The sequence below is a fragment of the Limimaricola pyoseonensis genome (assembly GCF_900102015.1).
GTDB lineage: Bacteria > Pseudomonadota > Alphaproteobacteria > Rhodobacterales > Rhodobacteraceae > Limimaricola > Limimaricola pyoseonensis.
In genome coordinates this window covers 1-18,439 of the sequence record NZ_FNAT01000012.1, presented here as the reverse complement: position 1 = coordinate 18,439, position 18,439 = coordinate 1, and the positions used below count along the sequence as shown (strand labels likewise).

Genomic DNA, 18,439 nt, shown 5'->3' with positions numbered 1-18,439 from the left:
CGCGTATTCCCTGTCCCGACCCCGGATCCGCTTAGGTGGCGCGAGCCGCGGACGCAAGCGTGGCCCCCGCCGATGTTTCGCTGCGAAACAACCGCGCCGGCGGCATCGTGCCGGTCGCGGCGCTGGCCCGGGTGCCGATCCGTGCGGATGGAAATGTTTCGCTGCGAAACAGTGACGCCGGCGGCATCAGGCCGAACGGAGTTCCGTCCGGGGTTTCGATCGCCGCGTCGATCCCTCGGGGCGAAAATGTTTCGCTGCGAAACACCGGGCGGACCGGGCGGATTGTTTCGCAGCGAAACATCAGGCCGTCCCCGACCGGCGCGCGGCGAGCCAGTCACGCAGATCGGCCTCGAGCTCGGGCGTCAGCGCCTCGCCCTCGAGGCTGAGCCGGCCCGGCCGGTCGCGGTAGAGCCGCAGGCCGGACCAGTCGCCCAGCACCTCGCGGGCGGGCTCGGACCTCGGCTCGCGCGCCGCCGCCGCCTCGGCGGCCAGCGCCGACAGGATGGCGCGGCGCTCGGCCTCGGCATCCTCCGGCGGGCGGGCGGCGAGCCGGCCCGACAGCCGCTTGGCGAAGGCGGGGCGCTCGCGCAGCGCCTGCGACAGCTCCAGCCCGACCCGCTCGCTCATCGCGGTGGGAAAGCGCAGCACGTCGTCGAGCGCCTGCACCAGCGGCACGAAGGAGCCGATCTTCGAGCGGCGCGCGCGGGGGGCCGAGGCGAAGAGCGCCGAGAGCGCGGCGCGGGTGTCGTCGAAGACGCCGGCCTCGGTGGCACGGACGACGATGCGGGCGCGCTCGTAATGGCTGAGATTGGAGCGGATCTCGTTTTCCTCGACCATCGCCACATAGGCGTCGGGCGTCTCCTCGGGCTGGCGCAGCAGTGCCTGCACCGTGGCGAAGCGCTCCTCGCCGGTCTCGGCGTGCAGGTCCGCCAGCGCCCGGCAGCGGCGCCAGCCCGAGATCAGCCCGTAATCGCCGCCCGGCAGCTCGACCACCTCGATCGGGGTCTGCTGGCCGCGCCGGCGCAGGCTCTCGCGCAGCGCCTCGGCCTCCTCGGGGTCCTGGCCCATGCGGTCGCGCTCGATGTGGTCGAGCCGGATCTTCTCGAGCGGCAGCGCGATCACCAGCTTGCCCTCGCGCCGCGCCTCGACCCAGTGGCGCGACAGCTCGTCGAGCGCCGCCTCGCGCGCCGTGTCGGCGGCGATGTCGGCGATCGGGGCGGCGCGGCCGCGCGGCACCAGGCCGACCGGCGCGTCGAGGAACATGCCCTTGGTCTCGGGCGCGGCTGCGGCGCCGAAGCTTTCGGGGGCGGCCGGGGTCAGACGCTTGCGCTTGGCCATGAGCTTCTCCTCGGGGTGATGGGGGGCCGATCAGACCCGGATCGGGTCAATATCGGGCGAACCGGGCGCGCGCAGCCGTTTCGCTGCGAAACATTTCGCGCAACGCTTCACTGTGCCGCGCTCGACTGCGCCTCGATCTCCTCGCGCCGCCAGATGCCGACCAGCAGCTTCTTCAGCGCGGCATAGGTCTCGTCGAAGGTCTCGCGGCCGCGGGCGTAGGTCTCGCGGTTGAAGTCGCGATAATCGGCCTCGTAGATGCCCTGCACCTGCTCGCCGGCCTGGCCGATCAGCGCGGTGAAGTCCTGCCGGTGCGGGCTCATGGTGCGGCCGAGATAGGCCTGCATCAAGGCGGCCAGCTCGCCCTGCTGGCTGGCGTCGTAGCGGGTGACGAGCGCGCGCACCGCGTCCCACTGGAACGCCGTCTCGGGCCGCCCCAGCGCGCGGGCGGCGAGGTTCTCGCCCTCCTCGATCGAGGCGAAGGTGGTGTGCAGCATGTCGAAGAAGCGGCCCGTGGAGTCGAACTCGAGGAACGAGGCCCCGAGCGGGACAAGCAGGATGTCGGCGGCGGCGAGGCCGTTGATCGTGAGGTAGCCGAGCGCGGGGGGCGTGTCGATGAAGACGAGGTCGTACTGGTCGAGCAGACCGTCCTCCTCGAGCGTGTCGGTCAGCGCGTCCCAGAGCTTCCAGCCGCGCCCGGACATGCGCCAGACCGGCACCTGGAACTCGGCCCAGTAGAGGTTCAGCTGCGCGCCGATCAGGTCGATGTTGGGCCAGTGCGTCTTCTGCACCAGATCGCCCGCCTTCAGCTTCAGCGCCTCGGCCAGCGTGTCGTCGAGCGGCTGCGGCGCCTCGCCGCGATCGACCCGGCGCTGGTTCTCGGCGCGCAGATGCGCGGCGTAGTGGCGGGCGAGCAGCGGGTAGACGGTCTGCCATTCGTCGGCGACGCGGCCGCCGAAGATCGAGGTCATCGAGCCCTGGCTGTCGAGGTCGAGCACCAGCACCTTGTAGCCGTCGAGCGCGGCCGACATCGCCAGATGCGCCGCGGTCGAGGTCTTGCCGACACCGCCCTTGAAGTTGGCGACCGCGACCATCTTCGCGGGCAGCCCCTCGGGGCGGTAGGGGAGGTAGGGCTTGGCCTTGGAGCCCTCGGCGCCGAAATGCGCGCGCAGCCGCAGCACCTCGTCGAGGCTGAACCACTTGGCGCCGCCCTCGGTCTCGGAGCGGCCCTGCGGCAGATCGGGGTTGGCGCGCAGCACGCGGCGGAAATGCGCGGGCGCGACCGGGATCAGGTAGCGGGTGATCTCCCAGGTCGAGAAGGGGCGCAGCTGGCGGCTGCCGTTCTCCTCGAGCCCGCGCGAGGCGAGGTCGGCGCGGCCGGCGGCGCAGGCTTGCGCGATCGATGCGAAACCCGCAGTGTCCGTGGGCGCGCCCAGCTCGGCCGCCGCCGCGTCCGGATCGATGCGGAAATAGGGCGGCAAAGGTTCGCGACGCATCTCATCCCCCGAATGTACTGCTTTTCCCGATCCATACCCGAAAACACGGCACATGGAAGGGAAGAGTGGAGATTCGCGGATTTTCTCAGCAAACGGGCGCCCCGCGTGGCCGGTTTGCGCCACTTATCCACAGGCAGAACCGATCCCGGCCCTTGTTAAATATTGTTAGATATATGTTACGCCTTCCCGCCCGTCGCCCAAGCCGTTGATCCGGCACGAGGAAACAGGGCTTTTTCGGGGGTGGGTGTCACTGAAACCACGTTGAAGTGAATCTGGAACCACGAATGGGCGTCACTGAAACCACGTTGCGAAACCACGCCATGCTGGACGCGGGCTGTGGACAAACCTAGGGTGGCGTCACCGAAACCCCGTTGCCAATAAGCGGGGACGGTGAGGCGACCGGACCGGCAAGGCCCGGCAGAGCGGATGGTGACGATGAGCGACGAGGGCCCCGGGGCGCGGAAGGCGGCGGTGTGAGCACGGCCGAGTTCTTCCTGTGCGACATCTTCGAGCCGAGCCTCAAGGATGACCTCGCCTCGATGGAACACCCGATGTTCTCGCTCTCGACCCGGCCCGACCGGGCGATCCGGCGCTACGAGCACAACGGCTCGGAGATCACCGTCACGCCCTCGGTCAAGGGCCGGGCGACGATCCACGACAAGGACATCCTGATCTACTGCATCAGCCAGCTGGTGGCGGCGGTGAACGCGGGCCGCGAGGTCTGCCGCACGCTCAGGCTGCGGGCGCACGACCTGCTGGTGGCCACTCGGCGCGACACCAGCGGCGACGGCTATGCCCGGCTGCGCGAGGCGTTCGAGCGGCTGGCGGGCACGCGGATCACCACCAACATCGTCTCTGGCGATTACGAGACCACCTCCGGCTTCGGGCTGATCGAGAGCTGGGAGATCGTGCGCCGCTCGCGCGGGGGGCGGATGGTCTCGGTCAGCGTGACGCTGTCGGAATGGCTCTACCGGGCGGTGCTGGCGCGCTCGGTGCTGACGCTGAGCCCGGCCTATTTCGACCTCAGGAAGCCGCTGGAGCGGCGGGTCTACGAGCTGGCGCGCAAGCATTGCGGCAGCCAGCGCGACTGGCGGGTGAGCGTGGCGATGCTGCACCAGAAGGCGGGCTCGGACGCCCCGGTGCGGGTGTTCCGCGCCGCGATCCGCAAGATGATCGCGGCCGACGGCCTGCCGGACTACGTGCTCTCGGAGGAGCCCGACGACGTGATCCGGATTGGCCGGCGGCGCATCCTCGACCCCGGCCCCTCGCCGCTGCCGCCCGAGGCGCTGGAGCGGGCGCGCGAGATCGCGCCGGGTCACGACATCTACGCGCTCGAGGCGGAATGGCTGGGCTGGTGGGTCAGCAGCGGCAGGCCGCGGCTGACGGCGCCGGAGCGGGCCTTCCGGGTCTGGCTCGAGGGGCGGGTGGCGAAGTGAGCCCGGCGGGGCCGGGCGAGGGCAGGACCGCGATCGTCGTGCTCGGCCCGCACCGGTCCGGCACCTCGCTGCTGGCGGGGATCCTCGCGAAGCTGGGCTGCGACCTGCCGCGCACGCTGATGCCCGACACGCAGGCCAACCCGAAGGGGTATTTCGAATCCACCCATGTGATGCGGCTGAACGACCGCATCCTGGCGTCGCTCGGCACCGACTGGCGCGGGCTCGAGGCGATCGACCGGCGCGCTCTCGACCGGCTCGCGCGCTCGGAGTTCGCGCGGCTCGCCGCCGAGACCCTCGGGCAGGAGTTCGCAGGCGCCGCGCGCCCCGTCCTCAAGGATCCGCGGATCTGCCTGCTCACGCGCTTCTGGGCCGGGGCGCTCGGGGCGGCGGGGTACCCGGTGGCCTATGTGCACACCTGCCGCGACCCGCTCGAGGTGGCGCAGTCGCTGCTGGGGCGCGACGGCATCCCGCTCGAGGCGGGGCTGCGGATCTGGATGCGCCACGTGCTGGAGGCGGAGGCCGCGACGCGCGGGAGCCCGCGCGCCTTCACGAGCTACGAGGGGCTGATGCGCGACTGGCGCGGGCAGGTGGCGCATCTGCGGGACGGGCTGGGCCTGCCGATGCTGCGGCCGGACGCGCAGGCCGAGGCCGGGATCGACGCCTTCGTCTCGGGCGGGCTGCACCGCCACCGCTCGGGCCTGCGGGAGATGCTGCGCTCGGACGCGCTGCCGGGCCATGTGATCGACACCTGCTGGATCCTCGAGCGGTTCCGGCAGGGGGAATTCGCGGCGGCGGACCTGGCGCGGCTCGACGACATGCGCGCCGCGCTCGACGCGGAGGGGCCGGGCCCGGCCTGACCACTCATCCTGACTGCCCGGTTCAGGAGAGGCAGTTCAGGCGGGGCGCGGCTCCACCGGGAAGGCCTTGCGGCCTTCCTTGCGGCCGTGGCGGCGGTAATGCAGCAGCGCGTTCTGCCCGGCCTTTCGGACGCCGGGATAGGCGTCGTAGTAGCGCCGCGTGTCGAAGCCCGGGCCGGGATGGCGGCCCTCGCGCGCGCCGTGGCGCAGGTAGTGGCGCGCCGGATCGACCTTCTGCGCCGCGACGTCGGGGTAGCGGCGGCGGTACCAGTCGGCGTCGAATTCGGGCGCGGCGCGCAGCATCGCGATCTGCAGATGCTCCTTCAGCCGTGCCTTCAACTGGCGGGGCAGGGCGCGGATGTCGGCCCGGCGGGCGGGTTGCTCGGCTTGGGCGGCGCGGCGCTCCTCGGCCTCGTGGCGGTGCAGCCATTCGCGCTTGAGCGCCTGTCGCAGCCAGCGGATCTCGGCCGCCGCGTCCTCGGCCCGGCGCTCGGCGATCTCGGCCGTGCGCTCGGCCCGCGCGAGGCGGGGGTGCCAGCGGGACTGCCGGTCGAGAAGGTCGTCGAGCGCGGGGCCTAGCAGGCGGGCGGCGGCGTCGAGATCGGCGCCGATCCGGTCGAACTCGGGCGCCAGCGCGGCGGGCTCGGCCCCGGCGGCGAGGGCCTGCATCGCCTCGAGCGTCTCGCGCACGAGGTCGGGGACGCGGGGCGAGGCGATCAGCGCGGCCTCGGTCGCGGGGGCTGCGCGTCCGCGGCCCGCGAGGAAGGCGTCGATCTCCGGACCTTCGGCGCGGTGGGCGGGGAGCCAGCCGGGGGCGAGGGCGGCCTCGATCGCCGCGGCGGTGCCGGCCCAGTCGTCCAGAACGTCGGCTTCGAGCACCACGTGGCGCGGCAGGTCGCGGCTGTGCCGTTCGGCGTCGATCAGGCGCGCGGCCCAGACGACGAGGCCGGTGGCCTCGGGCAGGCCGGTGGCGGCGCGGATATCGGCGGCGGTGGTGAGCGGGTCGGGCACGACGAGGACGAGGCCGAGCCCGATGTCGCGGCCCTGCGCCATGGCCTGCCAGCGGGGCAGCAGGCGGCAAAGCCGGGCGTCGCCCAGCACCGCGGCGTCGAGGTCGTCATAGGCGGCCAGCAGCGTTTCGTGCAGCGTGTCGTCGAAGCCCGCGGCGCGCGCGGTCGCGTCCGCCGGGGCGGGCTTCGGGTCGTGCGGCGCGCAGCCCGTCTCGGCCAGCATCGCCTCGTGCAGCGCCGCGAGAGCCTCGTGGTCCTGCGCGCGCGGGGCCGCGGCGCCGCGGCGTTCGAGCAGCCCGGCGCAGGTGGCGACGGCGTGGGCGTCGGGGCCGGTCACCAGCGTCAGCCGGCCGCCCTCGTGCCGGGGCGGCTTGGGCGGGACGGTCTCTGGCAGGGCAGGGGTCATGGCGGGCTCCTCGCGGGTCCGGGCGGCCGGGGTCGATGAGGGGGAGTGCGGCAGCCGCCGCAGGGCATGGGCGAAGGTGCGGTCCTGCATCAGCCGGCCAGAGGCCAGCCCGGCGCGGACCTGCCGGCGGTCGGGCAGCGCCTCGCGGAAGGCGGGCCAGATCGAGCCCGACTCCTCGGCCATCTGCAGCCAGCGGCGGTATTTCCACGACACCTTCGGGTCGGGCACGCGGCGCATCGCGCCGCCGATCCGGTGCACCGAGGCCGCGAACTCGGCGCGCGAACGGACCGGGAAATGCAGGATCTCGATAGGCGCGTCGGCGCGGCCGGGGGCCTCGCCCTCGTAGTCGGCCTTGTGCGCGCCGCGCGCGACCGCGCGCAGGTTGCGGGTGGGCAGCAGCAGCTTCGGCGGCACGGCGTGCTCGAAATAGGGCGCGTCGAGCCGCAGGTCGCGCAGCCCGGAAAGCGTGTCGGCGGGCCGGGGCAGCGGCGGCGGCGCGACGGGGCGCAGGGTCAGCGTCTCGGACCAGTGTCTTGCGCCATGCCCCCCGAGCGCGTCGCGCGGGGCGATCATGTTGCGGCGCTGGCAGACCAGCATCCGCGCGGGCTCGGACGGGTCGGGCAGGGCGTCGTGCAGGTCGCCCGAGGGCGAGCGCCAGAACTCGTCGGCGTCGTTGCAGAAGACCCAGTCGGCGCCCATCTCGTCGCGCGCCATCAGCGCCATGCGGGTCTGCCAGGCGTCCTGCAGGTAGTCCGTCGAGGGCTCGTCGAGCAGGGTCAGAACGCCCTCGCGCGCGAAGCGCGCCAGCGCCTCGCGCGTGCCGTCGGTCGAGCCGTTGTCGGTGGCGATGACGTGGTCGACGCCCTGCGACAGGTGCCACGCGACGTTGTCGGCGACGATGTCGGCCTCGTCGCGCACCAGAAGCGTCATGATCAGCCGGGGCCGCGTCACGCCGCCGCCTTCTCGAGCACGTAGAGCTGGCGGCCGCCATCGCTCAGCGAGGTGACGATGATGCGCCCGCCGTCCGGCGACGGCACGGGGTGCAGGTCGCAGCGGAACGCGCCCTTGGGCGGCGCGTGGCCGCCGAAGCGGGCGAGACGGGTGGTGTCGCCGCTCTTCTGGTCGAGCAGGATCACGTCGATCTCCTCGGCATAGGGCGTGTCGTAGACAGCGAGATGCGGCGCGTCGGGGATATGACGGATATGGACGTTGCCGGTGATGAGGTCCGGGAAGGGCTCTTCGCGGTCCTCGGCCTCGGGCACGGCGTCGCGCATTGTCACGAAGGCGTTTTCGGCCTGGTGCCAGAAATAGAGCCGCTCGGCGTCGTGCCACATCACGTGGCTGGTGCCGCGCGCCACCAGCGCGAGGTCTTCGCCGTCGAGCCCGCAGGTCAGGCTCACCCCCTGCAGGCCGGTCCAGCCGCCTTCGAAGCCCGCGCCGCGCCAGCGCAGCTTGACGGTGAAGCGCCGCCCGTCGGGCGAGACCTTGGCGTGGTTGAACCAGTAGGCGTGCCGGCCGGCGCGATGCGCCGCGCGCTCGGGCTCGGGCAGCCGCTCGGCCAGGAATTCCGCGGCGCGCGCCAGCGACAGCACCAGCCGGGGCGGCGCGCCGCCCTCGGCGAGATCCATGTACCAGACCCCGTCATCGGCGCAGGCGTTGCTGCCGATCTTCGCGCCGCGCCCGCCGGTGTAGCCGTAGCCGGGCCGGGCATGGTCGAGCCGCGCCATGTTGAGCGACAGCGCGCCCGTCCCCGAGGGGGTGAGCGCGTAGACCGGCCGGGGCAGGGTGCGGGTGGTGCCGGTCCCGGTGTCGTGCAGCCGCGCGACGAAGGCGTCGCCTTCGGGCGCCGGCGTGGCGCCGTCGCGCTGGCGGTCGTTCCAGACGAGGTGGCGGTCATCGGGCAGCCACTGCGCCATCGGCCCCTGCTGCCAGCTCCAGGCGCGGCTGGTGCCGATCGGCGCGAAGCCGCCGCGCTCGACGTCGACGAGGCCGATCTCGACCGGGTCGTCGGGCGTCATCCAGCGCCCCTCGAACCCCATGCGGTGGGCCGCGACGCGGCGCGCGTCGCGGGTCAGGACGGGGATGTCGTAGTAGCTGTGGGCGTGGAAGCGGCCGGCGCCGCTGCCGAAGGTGAGCTGCCGCACCCGCCAGCCTTGGGCCGTGTGCGCGGCAAGGCTCCCGCGCGCGGCGCGCAGCCGGCCGGCGCGCGCGCGGGCGGGGCGCAGGGTCTCGCCGAGCCGGGCGAGCTCGTCGATGCGGGGGCGCCAGTCCTGCGCGGCGTCCCGCTCGGGCGCGGGGGCGATGGCGTCGAGCGGCAGGCGGCCGTCGCCGCGTGCGAGCCCCTCGATGATCCGGCCGCCATAGAGCGAGCCCGCCGGGCTCGCCCCCGGCGCGGCGCGGCGCGCCTCGAGCCGTGCCTTCAGCCCGGCGGTCCACTTGAAGTGATGCACCCGGAACGGCAGCGAGGCGCGCCAGCCGGGCGACTTGATCCGCGGGAAGCGCATCAGCGGCAGGCCGTAGAGACCGGTTTCCGGCGGCGCGCCCTCGGCCGCGTGCCCGCCGAGCGAGGGCAGGATGTCGGCGCGGTGCAGCATCAGCTTGACGGTGCCGGTGGCGTCGTCGACGCCCGGGCGCTTGCCGATCGAGAGCCCGGCCTCCACGGCGCGCGGGAACTGCTCCTGCAGGGGGGTGTCGGGCGCGACGGCCCGCAGCGTGCCGTCCCCGGCCACGCGGTCGACGAACGGGCCCTGCACGTGGCGCGCGCCTCTCTCGGTGCAGAGCGCGATCACCTCCGCCAGCGGCGCGGGGTAGTCGTGGAACTCGTCTGCGTCGGCGTTGACGATCCAGTCCTGCGGCCCGGCGACCAGCCGTTGCAGCGCCCGCCGGCGCCGCCACATCTCGCCGCTGGTATAGGGGCCGATCCAGAGCTCGGGCGCGGCGCAGCCGGCCGCGGCGAGGGTCGCGCGGGCGCGGGCGAGGTTCGGGCTGCCCGCGATTTCGGCGTTGAGGATGACATGGACCCGCGCGGCGGGGATGCCGAGCTTTGCGTAGTGGTCGAGCCAGTGCCGCAGCAGCGGCAGGTCGCCGTCGCAGGGGCCGTCGACGCCGATGCAGGAGAGGAGCAGCGGCGCCGGGTCGGGCGCGCTCTCGGCCGGGGCGGCCTCCGCCGGCGCGGTCTTCTCGCGGAAGTCCCGCATGGTGTCGCGCCAGCCGGCCGTGTCGGGGGCCTTGGCCCCGCGCAGCACGACCTTGTCGAGCGGCATCCGGCCATGCTCGGTCAGGTAGGCCTGGACCTTTTCGCCGTTCTCGGCCTCGGCCGGGCTCGAGCCCGGTGTCTCGACCCGCCGCGCGACGGTGGGCAGCCGGCTGGCGGTCCACTTGAAATGCAGGCTCTGGAACGGGAAGGCGAAGCGGAAGGCCGGGTCGGCGAGCCGCGGCAGCGTGTGCAGCGGCCGGCCGAGCAGGAAGCGCGGGCCGTCGCTTTCGGCCTGGCGCGAATTGGCGGTGAGGCCCTCGGGGTTGTGGCCGCCGCGGCGCGGCAGCACCTCGGCGCGGTGCAGCATCAGCTTGGTCGTGCCAGAGATGCCGTAATGCTTGCCGGCCCGGAAGACGTGGAAGGAGGCCTCGCCCGAGACCGGGAACTGCTCGGCCAGCGCGGGCTCGGGCGCGACGGCGGCGAGCGCGCCCTCCGGGGCGAAGCGGTCGATCTGCACGCCCTGCACGCAGTTGGCGCCGACCTTGTCGCAATGCGCGATCACCTCGGCCAGCGGCGCCGGGAAGAGGTAGTGCTCGTCGATGTCGGAATTGACGATCCAGTCGCCCGGCGCGGCGACGGCGCGCTGCAGGCGGCGCCGCTCCTCCCACATCGCGTCGCTGGTATAGGTGTCGATCCAGCGCGCGGGCTCCGCGGCGCCGAACTCCGCGAGGATCCGCTCGGCCTCGGCCAGCCGCGGCGACTGCGCCGTCTCGGCATGCAGCGAGAAATGCATGGCTTCGGGGGCGATGCCGATCTCCGCGTAGTGGCGCAGGAAATGCGGCAGCATCTCGAGGTCGAGCTCGACGCCGAGGCAGGAGACGAGCCGGACCGTCGCGGGCGGGCCGATGGCGGCGTACGGCATGTCAGGCCCCGCGGTCATGGCCGAAGCCCGCGGCGACGCCGGCGGATGCGCGCTGGAATGACAAGGCGGGCCATGGACATCCTTCGGTGGTGGCGGCGCGGGGATCGCACCCCAATGGATGTCATGCCCGGGGATGGGATTGAAGGCGGAAACGGGCGGGGTGGCGGGGCCGGCGCGGCGGGCGCCGGTCCGCGCCGCGAGATCCCCCGGCGGTTGCCGAGGGCTGTGGCCCATTCCCTTTCCGCCTGCTATCGCTGCACCGGATCGAACATGGAGGGACGGATGGAGATCGCCGAAACCGGCTTGCCGGGCGTCGTGCTGCTGACACCGCGCCGCTTCGGCGACGCGCGCGGGTTCTTCTCGGAAAGCTGGAGCCAGCGGCGCATGGCCGAGGCCGGCATGGCGCTGGACTTCGTGCAGGACAACCATTCGCTCTCGGCCCAGACCGGCACGCTGCGCGGCCTGCATTTCCAGAGCCCGCCGCATGCGCAGGCCAAGCTGGTGCGCTGCGGGCGCGGGCGGCTCTACGACGTGGCGGTCGACATCCGGCGCGGCTCGCCCAGCTTCGGCCGTTGGGTCGGGGTGGAGTTGAGCTTCGAGAACGGCCACCAGCTGCTGGTGCCCGAGGGCTTCGCGCATGGCTTCGTCACGCTCGAGCCCGACACCGAGATCGTCTACAAATGCTCGGACTACTACGCGCCCGACTGCGATGCGGGGATCGCCTGGGACGACCCGGATCTCGGCATCGACTGGCCGCTGTCCGGCGCGCCGGTGCTGTCGGACAAGGACGCCGCCGCGCCGCGTCTGTCGCAGATCGACAGCCCCTTTGCCTATGAGGGGCCGCTGCCCTGGGAGGACCGGGCATGAAGCTTCTCGTCACCGGCGGTGCCGGGTTCATCGGCTCGGCCGTGGTGCGGCTCGCCGTGTCGCGCGGGCACGCGGTCGTCAATCTCGACGCGCTGACCTACGCCGCCTGCCTCGACAACGTGGCGCCGGTGGCGGACAGCCCGCTCTACGCTTTTGAGCAGGCCGATATCCGCGACCGCGCCGCGCTCGACCGGATCTTCGCCGCGCACCGGCCCGACGCGGTGCTGCACCTCGCGGCCGAGAGCCATGTCGACCGCTCGATCGACGGGCCGGGCGCCTTCGTCGAGACCAACGTGAACGGCACCTACCACCTGCTCGAGGCGGCGCGGGCCTGGTGGGAAACCCAAGGCCGGCCCGAGGCTTTCCGCTTCCACCACGTCTCGACCGACGAGGTGTTCGGCTCGCTGCCGGCCGACCCGGAGGTCAAGTTCACCGAGGAGACGCCCTACGACCCGCGCTCGCCCTACTCGGCCTCGAAGGCGGCCTCGGACCACCTGGTGCGGGCCTGGCACGAGACCTACGGGCTGCCCGTCCTGCTCACCAACTGCTCGAACAATTACGGGCCGTATCACTTCCCCGAGAAGCTGATCCCGGTGGTGATCCTGAACGCGCTCGCCGGGAAGGAACTCCCGATCTACGGCGAGGGCCAGAACATCCGCGACTGGCTCTATGTCGAGGATCACGCCGACGCGCTGCTGACCGTTCTGGAGAAGGGCCGCGTCGGGCGCAGTTACAACATCGGTGGCGAGAACGAGCGGACCAATCTCGATCTGGTGCGCACGCTCTGCGGCATCCTCGACGAGCTGCGCCCGAAGCAGAGCGGCGCCTATGCCGACCAGATCGCCTTCGTCGCCGACCGGCCCGGCCATGACGCGCGCTACGCGATCGACCCCGCGCGCATCCGCGCCGAGCTGGGCTGGCGGCCCTCGGTGACGGTCGAGCAGGGGCTGCGCCGCACGGTCGAGTGGTACCTCGCCAACGAGGACTGGTGGCGGCCGCTGCAGGCGCGCGAGGGCGTGGGTCAGAGACTGGGGACCGGGCAGAAGGCGGTGGCGCGATGAGGGTGCTGGTCTTCGGCCGCTCGGGGCAGGTGGCGACGGAGCTTGCCCGGCTCGACGGGCAGGGCCACGAGATCCGCTGCATGGGCCGCGAGAGCGCCGACCTGTCGGACCCCGAGGGCGCGGCCAAGATCCTCGCGCGCGAGGCCGCGACCGGCTGGCCGCATGCGGTGATCAACGCCGCCGCCTGGACCGCGGTGGACGCGGCCGAAACCGAGGAGGCGGCGGCGCACCGGCTCAACGCCGAAGCCCCCGCCGCGCTGGCGCGGGCGGCGGCGGAGGCCGGTCTGCCCTTCGTCCACATCTCGACCGACTACGTCTTCGACGGCGCGGGCGAGGCGCCCTTCGCCCCCGATGCGCCCACGGCGCCGCTCGGCGCCTATGGGCGGACCAAGCTCGCGGGCGAGGAGGGGGTGGCGCGGGCCGGCAACCCCGCCGGCTGGGCGGTGCTGCGCACCTCGTGGGTGTTCTCGGCGCATGGCGCGAACTTCGTGAAGACCATGCTGCGGCTCGGCGCCGAGCGCGACGCGCTCAACGTCGTCGCCGACCAGGTCGGCGGCCCGACCCCGGCGGACGCGATCGCGCAAGCCTGCGTGACCATCGCCGAGGCGCTCGCCGCCGACCCGGCGAAGAGCGGCGTCTACCATTTCTCCGGCGCGCCGGACACGAGCTGGGCCGGCTTCGCGCGCGAAATCATGCCCCGGGGCGGCCGCGACTGCGCGATCGAAGACATTCCCAGCAGCGCCTACCCGACGCCGGCGCCGCGCCCGCGCAATTCGCGGCTCGACTGCCGCGCCACCGAGGCCGCCTTCGGCATCGCCCGGCCCGACTGGCGGGCCGGCCTCGACCGCATCCTCACCGAACTGGACCGTACGACATGACCGCAGGCCGCAAGGGCATCATCCTCGCCGGGGGCTCCGGCACCCGGCTCTACCCGATCACCATGGGCGTCTCGAAGCAGCTGCTGCCGGTCTACGACAAGCCGATGATCTACTACCCGCTCTCGGCGCTGATGCTGGCCGGCATCCGCGAGATCGCGGTGATCACCACGCCCGAGGACCAGGACCAGTTCCGCCGCCTCATGGGCGACGGCAGCCAGTGGGGCATCTCGCTCACCTATATCGAGCAGCCGAGCCCGGACGGCCTCGCGCAGGCCTACATCCTGGCCGAGGACTTCCTCGCAGGCAGCCCCTCGGCGATGGTGCTGGGCGACAACATCTTCTTCGGCCACGGGTTGCCCGAGATGCTGGCGGCGGCCGATGCGCGGACCGAGGGCGGCACGGTCTTCGGCTACCACGTCGCCGACCCCGAGCGGTACGGCGTGGTCGATTTCGACGCCGAGGGCCGGGCGAAGGCGATCATCGAGAAGCCCGAGGTCCCGCCGTCGAACTACGCCGTGACCGGCCTCTACTTCCTCGACGCCTCCGCCCCCGAGCGCGCCCGCGCGGTGAAGCCTTCGGCACGCGGCGAGCTGGAGATCACCACGCTGCTCGAGAGCTATCTCGACCAGGGCCTGCTCAGGGTCGAGACCATGGGCCGCGGCTACGCCTGGCTCGACACTGGCACGCATGGCTCGCTTCTGGATGCCGGCAACTTCGTGCGCACGCTCGAGAAGCGGCAGGGTCTGCAGACCGGCAGCCCGGACGAGATCGCCTACAGCTTGGGCTGGATCGACCGCGAGAGCCTGATGGCGCGGGCGGAGGTGTTCGGGAAGAACGGCTACGGGGCGTATCTGAGGGGGCTTTGAGCGGGGAGCGGGTCGTTTCGGCCCACCGCCGGTCTTCGGATGCGGTCAGGTGTGCCGTGATAGGTCGAAGCGGACCCGCCAGATGACCTCGACGATATGCTCGACTGACGACGAAAACGGCTCCTTCGGGGGCCGTTTTTTTTTGGCTCGTGAGCCCACGTTTTCAACTCTCGTGTGAAGCCGACTTACGAAGGTTTCAACGTGCGTGTGACGTTGTTTCACACGGGAGTTGAGGCCGTTCGCGGTACGAAATGGAGTCACACGCATGTTGAAAACTCCAACGCAGGTTGAAACTTCACATGCAATGTGACGGATCGTGGTGAAAAACGGCTCGCTGCACACCGAACGGCGCTGCCGGTCGAGTGGCCCCGGATTCAGTGGATCAGGAAGAAATCCCAATACTTACCGGGGCTTACGCCCTCGCTGATCGGGTGATTGAGTGAAATCGCCTATTGTCTAGCCGTCTGGGAGGATGCTCGTGTAGTTTAGTCATTGAACTACCTTATCATCTTTTTCCTCAAGTCCTCCATCGGTTAGTTCACTAGATCACTAGATCAGCAGCCATTTTCTCTTTTATGGTCAATGCTTTATCTGAGCGAGTGAGTGAATTTAGGCCACTAGATCACACTAGATCAGCCGCTTTTCACATCCCACTGGAATAGGCCCTGTCAGGCACGCCAGATCGACCCCGGCGAGGACCGCCCGGATACCCTCTCGATCCCGGCCCCGTTCCGCGCGGGGGTGGCGCATATAGGTCAACAATTATGACAGGTTTGGGAGGAAAGGTCAGCACTCGTGACCTGATACCCGGACAAGATTCCTAGCAGACTGAGGCATTTGCCCTAGTCTCACGGTCTAACCTATGGACTTTGCTAGGAATCGTGGAGATTCGCGCTCCGCGCCCCCCGCGGCTGTCCGATTTCCCGGGGAAGGACCCGCAGCGGATGTGATCACAAGCGATGTGATCACGAATAACCAGGCGGCCGCGCCGCTCACATTTCCGTTGATCCGGCCGCCCGTCGCCCGTTCAACCCGGGTGACAGGTCCCCCGAGCTGCCGCCCGCCCGCCAAACCCATTCAGGCCTCCGGCGACCCCGACCAGCGGTCGGCCCGGGCCAGCGCCCTGTCGAGATCGGCGAAGCTCCGCTCCAGTTCCGCCGCATACCCATCCGACTCCGCCCGCCGCATCCGCGCGAAAGCGTCCTGTCCCGGCCGGGCGGCCAGCCGCGCGCCGATGCCCGGCACGGCCCAGATCCGGGCGCTGCGGCGGTGGGTGATCTCGCGCAGCAGGCCCTCGGCCTCCAGCGTCTCGATCAGGTTCAGCGCGCCGCGCCGCGACACGCCGATCGCCTCGGCCAGAAGCCCCGAGCTCAGCACCGGGCTGCGGGCGAAGGCGCGCAGGGCGTCGGCCATCCGCGTGCTGCGCCGCCGCGTCCCGGCCAGCGCCAGCCCGCGCCGCAGCCAGTCGCGCGACAGCGCGATGCGCCCGGTCTCGGCCTCGAGCACGCCGTTCAGCCCCTCGGCCAGGGCGGTAAGGCCCGCGGCGCCGCCCGGCGACCAGGGGCGAAAGCGGCGGTGGCTCAGCGCCAGCGCCGGCGGGCAGATCCAGCCGGCGTCGACGCGGCCCGAGAGGCCGCGCAGCGGGTCGGCCCCGGGGGCCGGACCGCCGGGGGTGCCGCGCAGACGGCCTTCGACCGCCATGAACAGCAGCCGCTCGACCGCGGGGCTCGCGCGGCGGGTCAGCCGGCCATAGCCCGCCGCCACCCTCGCCGCGCCCAGGATCGGCATGTCGCCGGGGCGCAGGCCCTCGAAGAGGGCGGCGAGCGCGGCGTCGTCCGGGCGCTCGGCCTCCGGGTCCGGGGCCGAGCCGGCGAGCCGCTCGAAGCGGCGCAGCACCGCCACCGGCTCGGCCAGCGGGTCGCCCGGCGCCTTCAGCGCCCGCATCAGGCCGAGCGCCAGCTCCGCGCCGCCGGGCTCGGGCGCCTGCCCGCCATTCGACGCGACGCGCGGCAGCAGATGCGCCTCAGAGACCCGGACGCCCTCGAGCCCGGCGCTGGCCACCGCCTCCGACAGCGCCAGCTCGGCGCGCCAGAGCTGGCCCAGCTCCGGCTCGGCCCGCGCCGTGGCCTCGAGCCGGGCGGCGAGCACCTCGGCGCGCAGCAGCATCTGGGCGGTGGTGCGGGACGGATCGGGGGCATGAGGCATGACATGCGGCCTACACGGTTTTGCAGGGGGATGCAGCGCCGAGGTGAAGCGAACGTGGTTTCGCTTCATCCAGCCCGATCTTTCGCCGCCCGGTCAGAACCGGCAGGCCGCGCCGCCATGATCGTCCAGACCTCTCCGCCCCGCACCGGTGGCCGCGGGCCCGCGCTCATCACCCCCGCGCCCTTGCCGGCAAGGCGATGCCCGCCCGGTGGCGGCACGGCGCAGGGCGTCTCCATGCGATTGCCGGCGTTTGCAAACGGTCGTATCCTCGCGTCTGACTGTATTGGACACCACCCATGCGCCTGATCGGCTATGCCCGCGTCTCGACCGAGAGCCAGGACACCGCCGCGCAGCGCCGCGCGCTCGAGGCCGCCGGCTGCGCCGAGATCCACGAGGAGTTCGCCTCGGGCGCCCGGCGCGCCCGGCCGGTGCTGGCGCGGCTCGTGGCCGGCATCCGCCCCGGCGACGTGCTGGTCACGGTGCGGATCGACCGGCTGGCGCGCTCGCTGTCGCATCTTCTGGAGGTGATCGAGACGCTCGAGGCGAGGGACGCGCATTTCCGCTCGCTCGGCGACCCGATCGACACCACCTCGCCGCAGGGCAAGTTCACGCTGCAGATCCTCGGCGCCACGGCGGAGTTCGAGCGCGCGCTGATCCGCGAGCGGACGCTGGCGGGGCTCGCCTCGGCGCGCAGGGAGGGCCGCGTCGGCGGCAATCCGGGCCTGCGCGCCCGCGATCCGGCGGCCATCGCCAAGGTCAGCCGCGCGCGCGACCGCGGCTATTTCGACAAGCTCAACGACGAGGCGCGGCACTGGCTGCCCGCGGTGCGGCAGTTCCGGCCGCGCCTGCCCTGGGAGGACGTGGTGCGGATCGTCAACAGCCGGCACCCCGAGGCGGCGCCCTGGACCGTCGAGCGGCTGCGCCGCGCCAGCGCGCGCTTCGTGAAGGACGGGCTGCTGGAGGCTTCGGCGCTCGACCGCGCGCCGCGGGCGCCGCGCGACGACCGGCTCCTGGCGATCGTCGCCGGCATCAGGCGCGCGGCGCCCGACATGTCCCTGAGGGAGATCGCGGCGCGGCTCGAGGCGATGCGCGAGCCGACGCCGAGGGGGCGTTCGAAATGGGCGATCTCGTCGGTCGCACACCTGCTGGAGCGGGCGCGGCAGGCGGGGTTACTGGAGTAACCTGATGCCTACTATTTGCAGACCTCAGACGCGGTAGTGGTCGCGATACCACGCCACGAAATTCGCCACGCCCTCGGCCAGCGGCGTCTTCGGCAGCTTGCCGATCAGCGCCTCCTGCAGGCGCGTGTCGGCCCATGTCGCGGGCACGTCGCCGGGCTGGATCTCCATCAGGTTGCGGATCGCGGCACGCCCCGTGGCCGCCTCGATCGCCGCGACGAAATCGCCCAGCACCTGCGGCGCGCCATGGCCGATGTTGACCACCCGCCACGGCGCGACCGGCGACAGGCTGTCGCCGGCGATCGCCGGGCCGCGCGCACCGGGGCCCTCGGGCGGGCGGCCCGAGAGCCTGAGCAACCCCTCGACGAGATCCTCGACATAGGTGAAATCGCGCCGCATCCGGCCATGGTTGTAGAGATCGATCGGCTCGCCCGCGAGGATCGCGCGGGTGAACTTGAACAGCGCCATGTCCGGCCGCCCCCACGGCCCGTAGACCGTGAAGAAGCGGAACATGGTGGTCGGGATGCCGTAGAGATGGGCGTAGCTGTGCGCCATCGCCTCACCCGCCTTCTTGGTCGCGGCGTAGAACGAGACGGGCCAGTTCGCGGCCATGTCCTCGCGGTAGGGCATCTCGGTCTCGGCGCCGTAGGCCGAGGAGGTCGAGGCCATCATCAGATGCGCGCAAGGCGTGGCGCGCAACGCCTCGATCAGGCGGAAGCTGCCGAT

14 protein-coding genes are annotated in these 18,439 nt (G+C 72.1%); 7 read left to right on the top strand and 7 right to left on the bottom strand.

Features of this window, described 5'->3' with window-relative positions; genetic code table 11:
• Positions 1–31: 31 nt before the first annotated feature.
• The 3 genes from BLT43_RS18990 to BLT43_RS17410 form a co-directional block, all read right to left on the bottom strand.
• A complete protein-coding gene (locus BLT43_RS18990; RefSeq protein ID WP_131802687.1) occupies positions 32–301 on the bottom strand; it encodes a hypothetical protein in 270 nt (89 codons plus the stop codon).
• Positions 301–1,338, bottom strand: coding sequence for a ParB/RepB/Spo0J family partition protein (locus BLT43_RS17415; RefSeq protein WP_090114975.1), 1,038 nt, complete (start codon positions 1,336–1,338; stop codon positions 301–303). Before BLT43_RS17415 ends, BLT43_RS18990 begins: the two co-directional genes overlap by 1 nt.
• Before the next feature lie 107 nt (positions 1,339–1,445).
• Complete coding sequence (locus tag BLT43_RS17410) at positions 1,446–2,831, bottom strand: AAA family ATPase (protein WP_165612657.1); 1,386 nt, start codon at positions 2,829–2,831, stop codon at positions 1,446–1,448.
• A gap of 473 nt (positions 2,832–3,304) precedes the next feature.
• On the opposite strand from BLT43_RS17410, the gene BLT43_RS17405 reads away from it, so the two are divergent.
• Positions 3,305–4,267, top strand: a complete 963-nt coding sequence (locus tag BLT43_RS17405) for a replication initiator protein A (RefSeq protein WP_242652344.1) — start codon at positions 3,305–3,307, stop codon at positions 4,265–4,267.
• Positions 4,264–5,124 (top strand): sulfotransferase family protein, encoded by an 861-nt coding sequence (locus BLT43_RS17400; RefSeq protein ID WP_165612656.1) that lies wholly within the window; start codon positions 4,264–4,266, stop codon positions 5,122–5,124. The genes BLT43_RS17405 and BLT43_RS17400 overlap by 4 nt, the downstream gene beginning before the upstream one ends.
• A 36-nt stretch (positions 5,125–5,160) precedes the next feature.
• Here BLT43_RS17400 and BLT43_RS17395 read toward each other — a convergent pair whose 3' ends face one another.
• Together BLT43_RS17395 and BLT43_RS17390 are read right to left on the bottom strand one after the other, a co-directional pair.
• Positions 5,161–7,491 (bottom strand): glycosyltransferase family 2 protein, encoded by a 2,331-nt coding sequence (locus BLT43_RS17395; RefSeq protein WP_090114970.1) that lies wholly within the window; start codon positions 7,489–7,491, stop codon positions 5,161–5,163.
• Entirely contained in the window at positions 7,488–10,658 is a 3,171-nt protein-coding gene (locus tag BLT43_RS17390) for a hypothetical protein (protein WP_090114969.1), read from the bottom strand. The genes BLT43_RS17395 and BLT43_RS17390 overlap by 4 nt, the downstream gene beginning before the upstream one ends.
• Positions 10,659–10,940: 282 nt before the next feature.
• Here BLT43_RS17390 and rfbC point away from each other — a divergent pair, with 282 nt between their 5' ends.
• Genes rfbC through rfbA form a run of 4 tightly spaced genes read left to right on the top strand, consistent with a single transcriptional unit; the run spans position 10,941 to position 14,330 of the window.
• Positions 10,941–11,525: a dTDP-4-dehydrorhamnose 3,5-epimerase gene (gene rfbC, locus BLT43_RS17385; RefSeq protein ID WP_090114968.1), complete on the top strand. Its 585-nt coding sequence runs from the start codon at positions 10,941–10,943 to the stop codon at positions 11,523–11,525.
• On the top strand, positions 11,522–12,586 hold the full coding sequence (gene rfbB / locus BLT43_RS17380; protein WP_090114967.1) for a dTDP-glucose 4,6-dehydratase: 1,065 nt from the start codon (positions 11,522–11,524) through the stop codon (positions 12,584–12,586). The genes rfbC and rfbB overlap by 4 nt, the downstream gene beginning before the upstream one ends.
• Positions 12,583–13,464 (top strand): dTDP-4-dehydrorhamnose reductase, encoded by an 882-nt coding sequence (rfbD, locus tag BLT43_RS17375; protein ID WP_090114966.1) that lies wholly within the window; start codon positions 12,583–12,585, stop codon positions 13,462–13,464. The genes rfbB and rfbD overlap by 4 nt, the downstream gene beginning before the upstream one ends.
• A complete protein-coding gene (gene rfbA, locus BLT43_RS17370; RefSeq protein ID WP_090114965.1) occupies positions 13,461–14,330 on the top strand; it encodes a glucose-1-phosphate thymidylyltransferase RfbA in 870 nt (289 codons plus the stop codon). Before rfbD ends, rfbA begins: the two co-directional genes overlap by 4 nt.
• A gap of 1,077 nt (positions 14,331–15,407) precedes the next feature.
• Here the strand turns inward: rfbA and BLT43_RS17365 are convergent.
• Positions 15,408–16,535 (bottom strand): helix-turn-helix domain-containing protein, encoded by a 1,128-nt coding sequence (locus BLT43_RS17365; RefSeq protein ID WP_165612655.1) that lies wholly within the window; start codon positions 16,533–16,535, stop codon positions 15,408–15,410.
• A 296-nt stretch (positions 16,536–16,831) separates the two neighbouring features.
• Here BLT43_RS17365 and BLT43_RS17360 point away from each other — a divergent pair, with 296 nt between their 5' ends.
• Positions 16,832–17,716 carry a recombinase family protein gene (locus BLT43_RS17360; RefSeq protein ID WP_090114963.1) on the top strand — a complete coding sequence of 295 codons (885 nt, stop codon included), beginning with the start codon at positions 16,832–16,834 and terminating at the stop codon, positions 17,714–17,716.
• A 24-nt stretch (positions 17,717–17,740) separates the two neighbouring features.
• On the opposite strand, the gene BLT43_RS17355 is transcribed toward BLT43_RS17360, so the two are convergent.
• The coding region (locus tag BLT43_RS17355; RefSeq protein WP_090114962.1) for an NAD-dependent epimerase/dehydratase family protein at positions 17,741–18,439 on the bottom strand (699 nt) is incomplete at its 5' end.

What these genes read in the sequence shown, in the direction of transcription:
- BLT43_RS18990 (WP_131802687.1), bottom strand. Translation starts at nt 301, where the DNA reads ATGTTTCGCTGCGAAACAATCCGCCCGGTCCGCCCGGTGTTTCGCAGC.
- BLT43_RS17415 (WP_090114975.1), bottom strand. Translation starts at nt 1,338, where the DNA reads ATGGCCAAGCGCAAGCGTCTGACCCCGGCCGCCCCCGAAAGCTTCGGC.
- BLT43_RS17410 (WP_165612657.1), bottom strand. Translation starts at nt 2,831, where the DNA reads ATGCGTCGCGAACCTTTGCCGCCCTATTTCCGCATCGATCCGGACGCG.
- BLT43_RS17390 (WP_090114969.1), bottom strand. Translation starts at nt 10,658, where the DNA reads ATGCCGTACGCCGCCATCGGCCCGCCCGCGACGGTCCGGCTCGTCTCC.
- rfbC (WP_090114968.1), top strand. Translation starts at nt 10,941, where the DNA reads ATGGAGATCGCCGAAACCGGCTTGCCGGGCGTCGTGCTGCTGACACCG.
- rfbB (WP_090114967.1), top strand. Translation starts at nt 11,522, where the DNA reads ATGAAGCTTCTCGTCACCGGCGGTGCCGGGTTCATCGGCTCGGCCGTG.
- rfbD (WP_090114966.1), top strand. Translation starts at nt 12,583, where the DNA reads ATGAGGGTGCTGGTCTTCGGCCGCTCGGGGCAGGTGGCGACGGAGCTT.
- rfbA (WP_090114965.1), top strand. Translation starts at nt 13,461, where the DNA reads ATGACCGCAGGCCGCAAGGGCATCATCCTCGCCGGGGGCTCCGGCACC.
- BLT43_RS17365 (WP_165612655.1), bottom strand. Translation starts at nt 16,535, where the DNA reads ATGCCTCATGCCCCCGATCCGTCCCGCACCACCGCCCAGATGCTGCTG.
- BLT43_RS17360 (WP_090114963.1), top strand. Translation starts at nt 16,832, where the DNA reads ATGCGCCTGATCGGCTATGCCCGCGTCTCGACCGAGAGCCAGGACACC.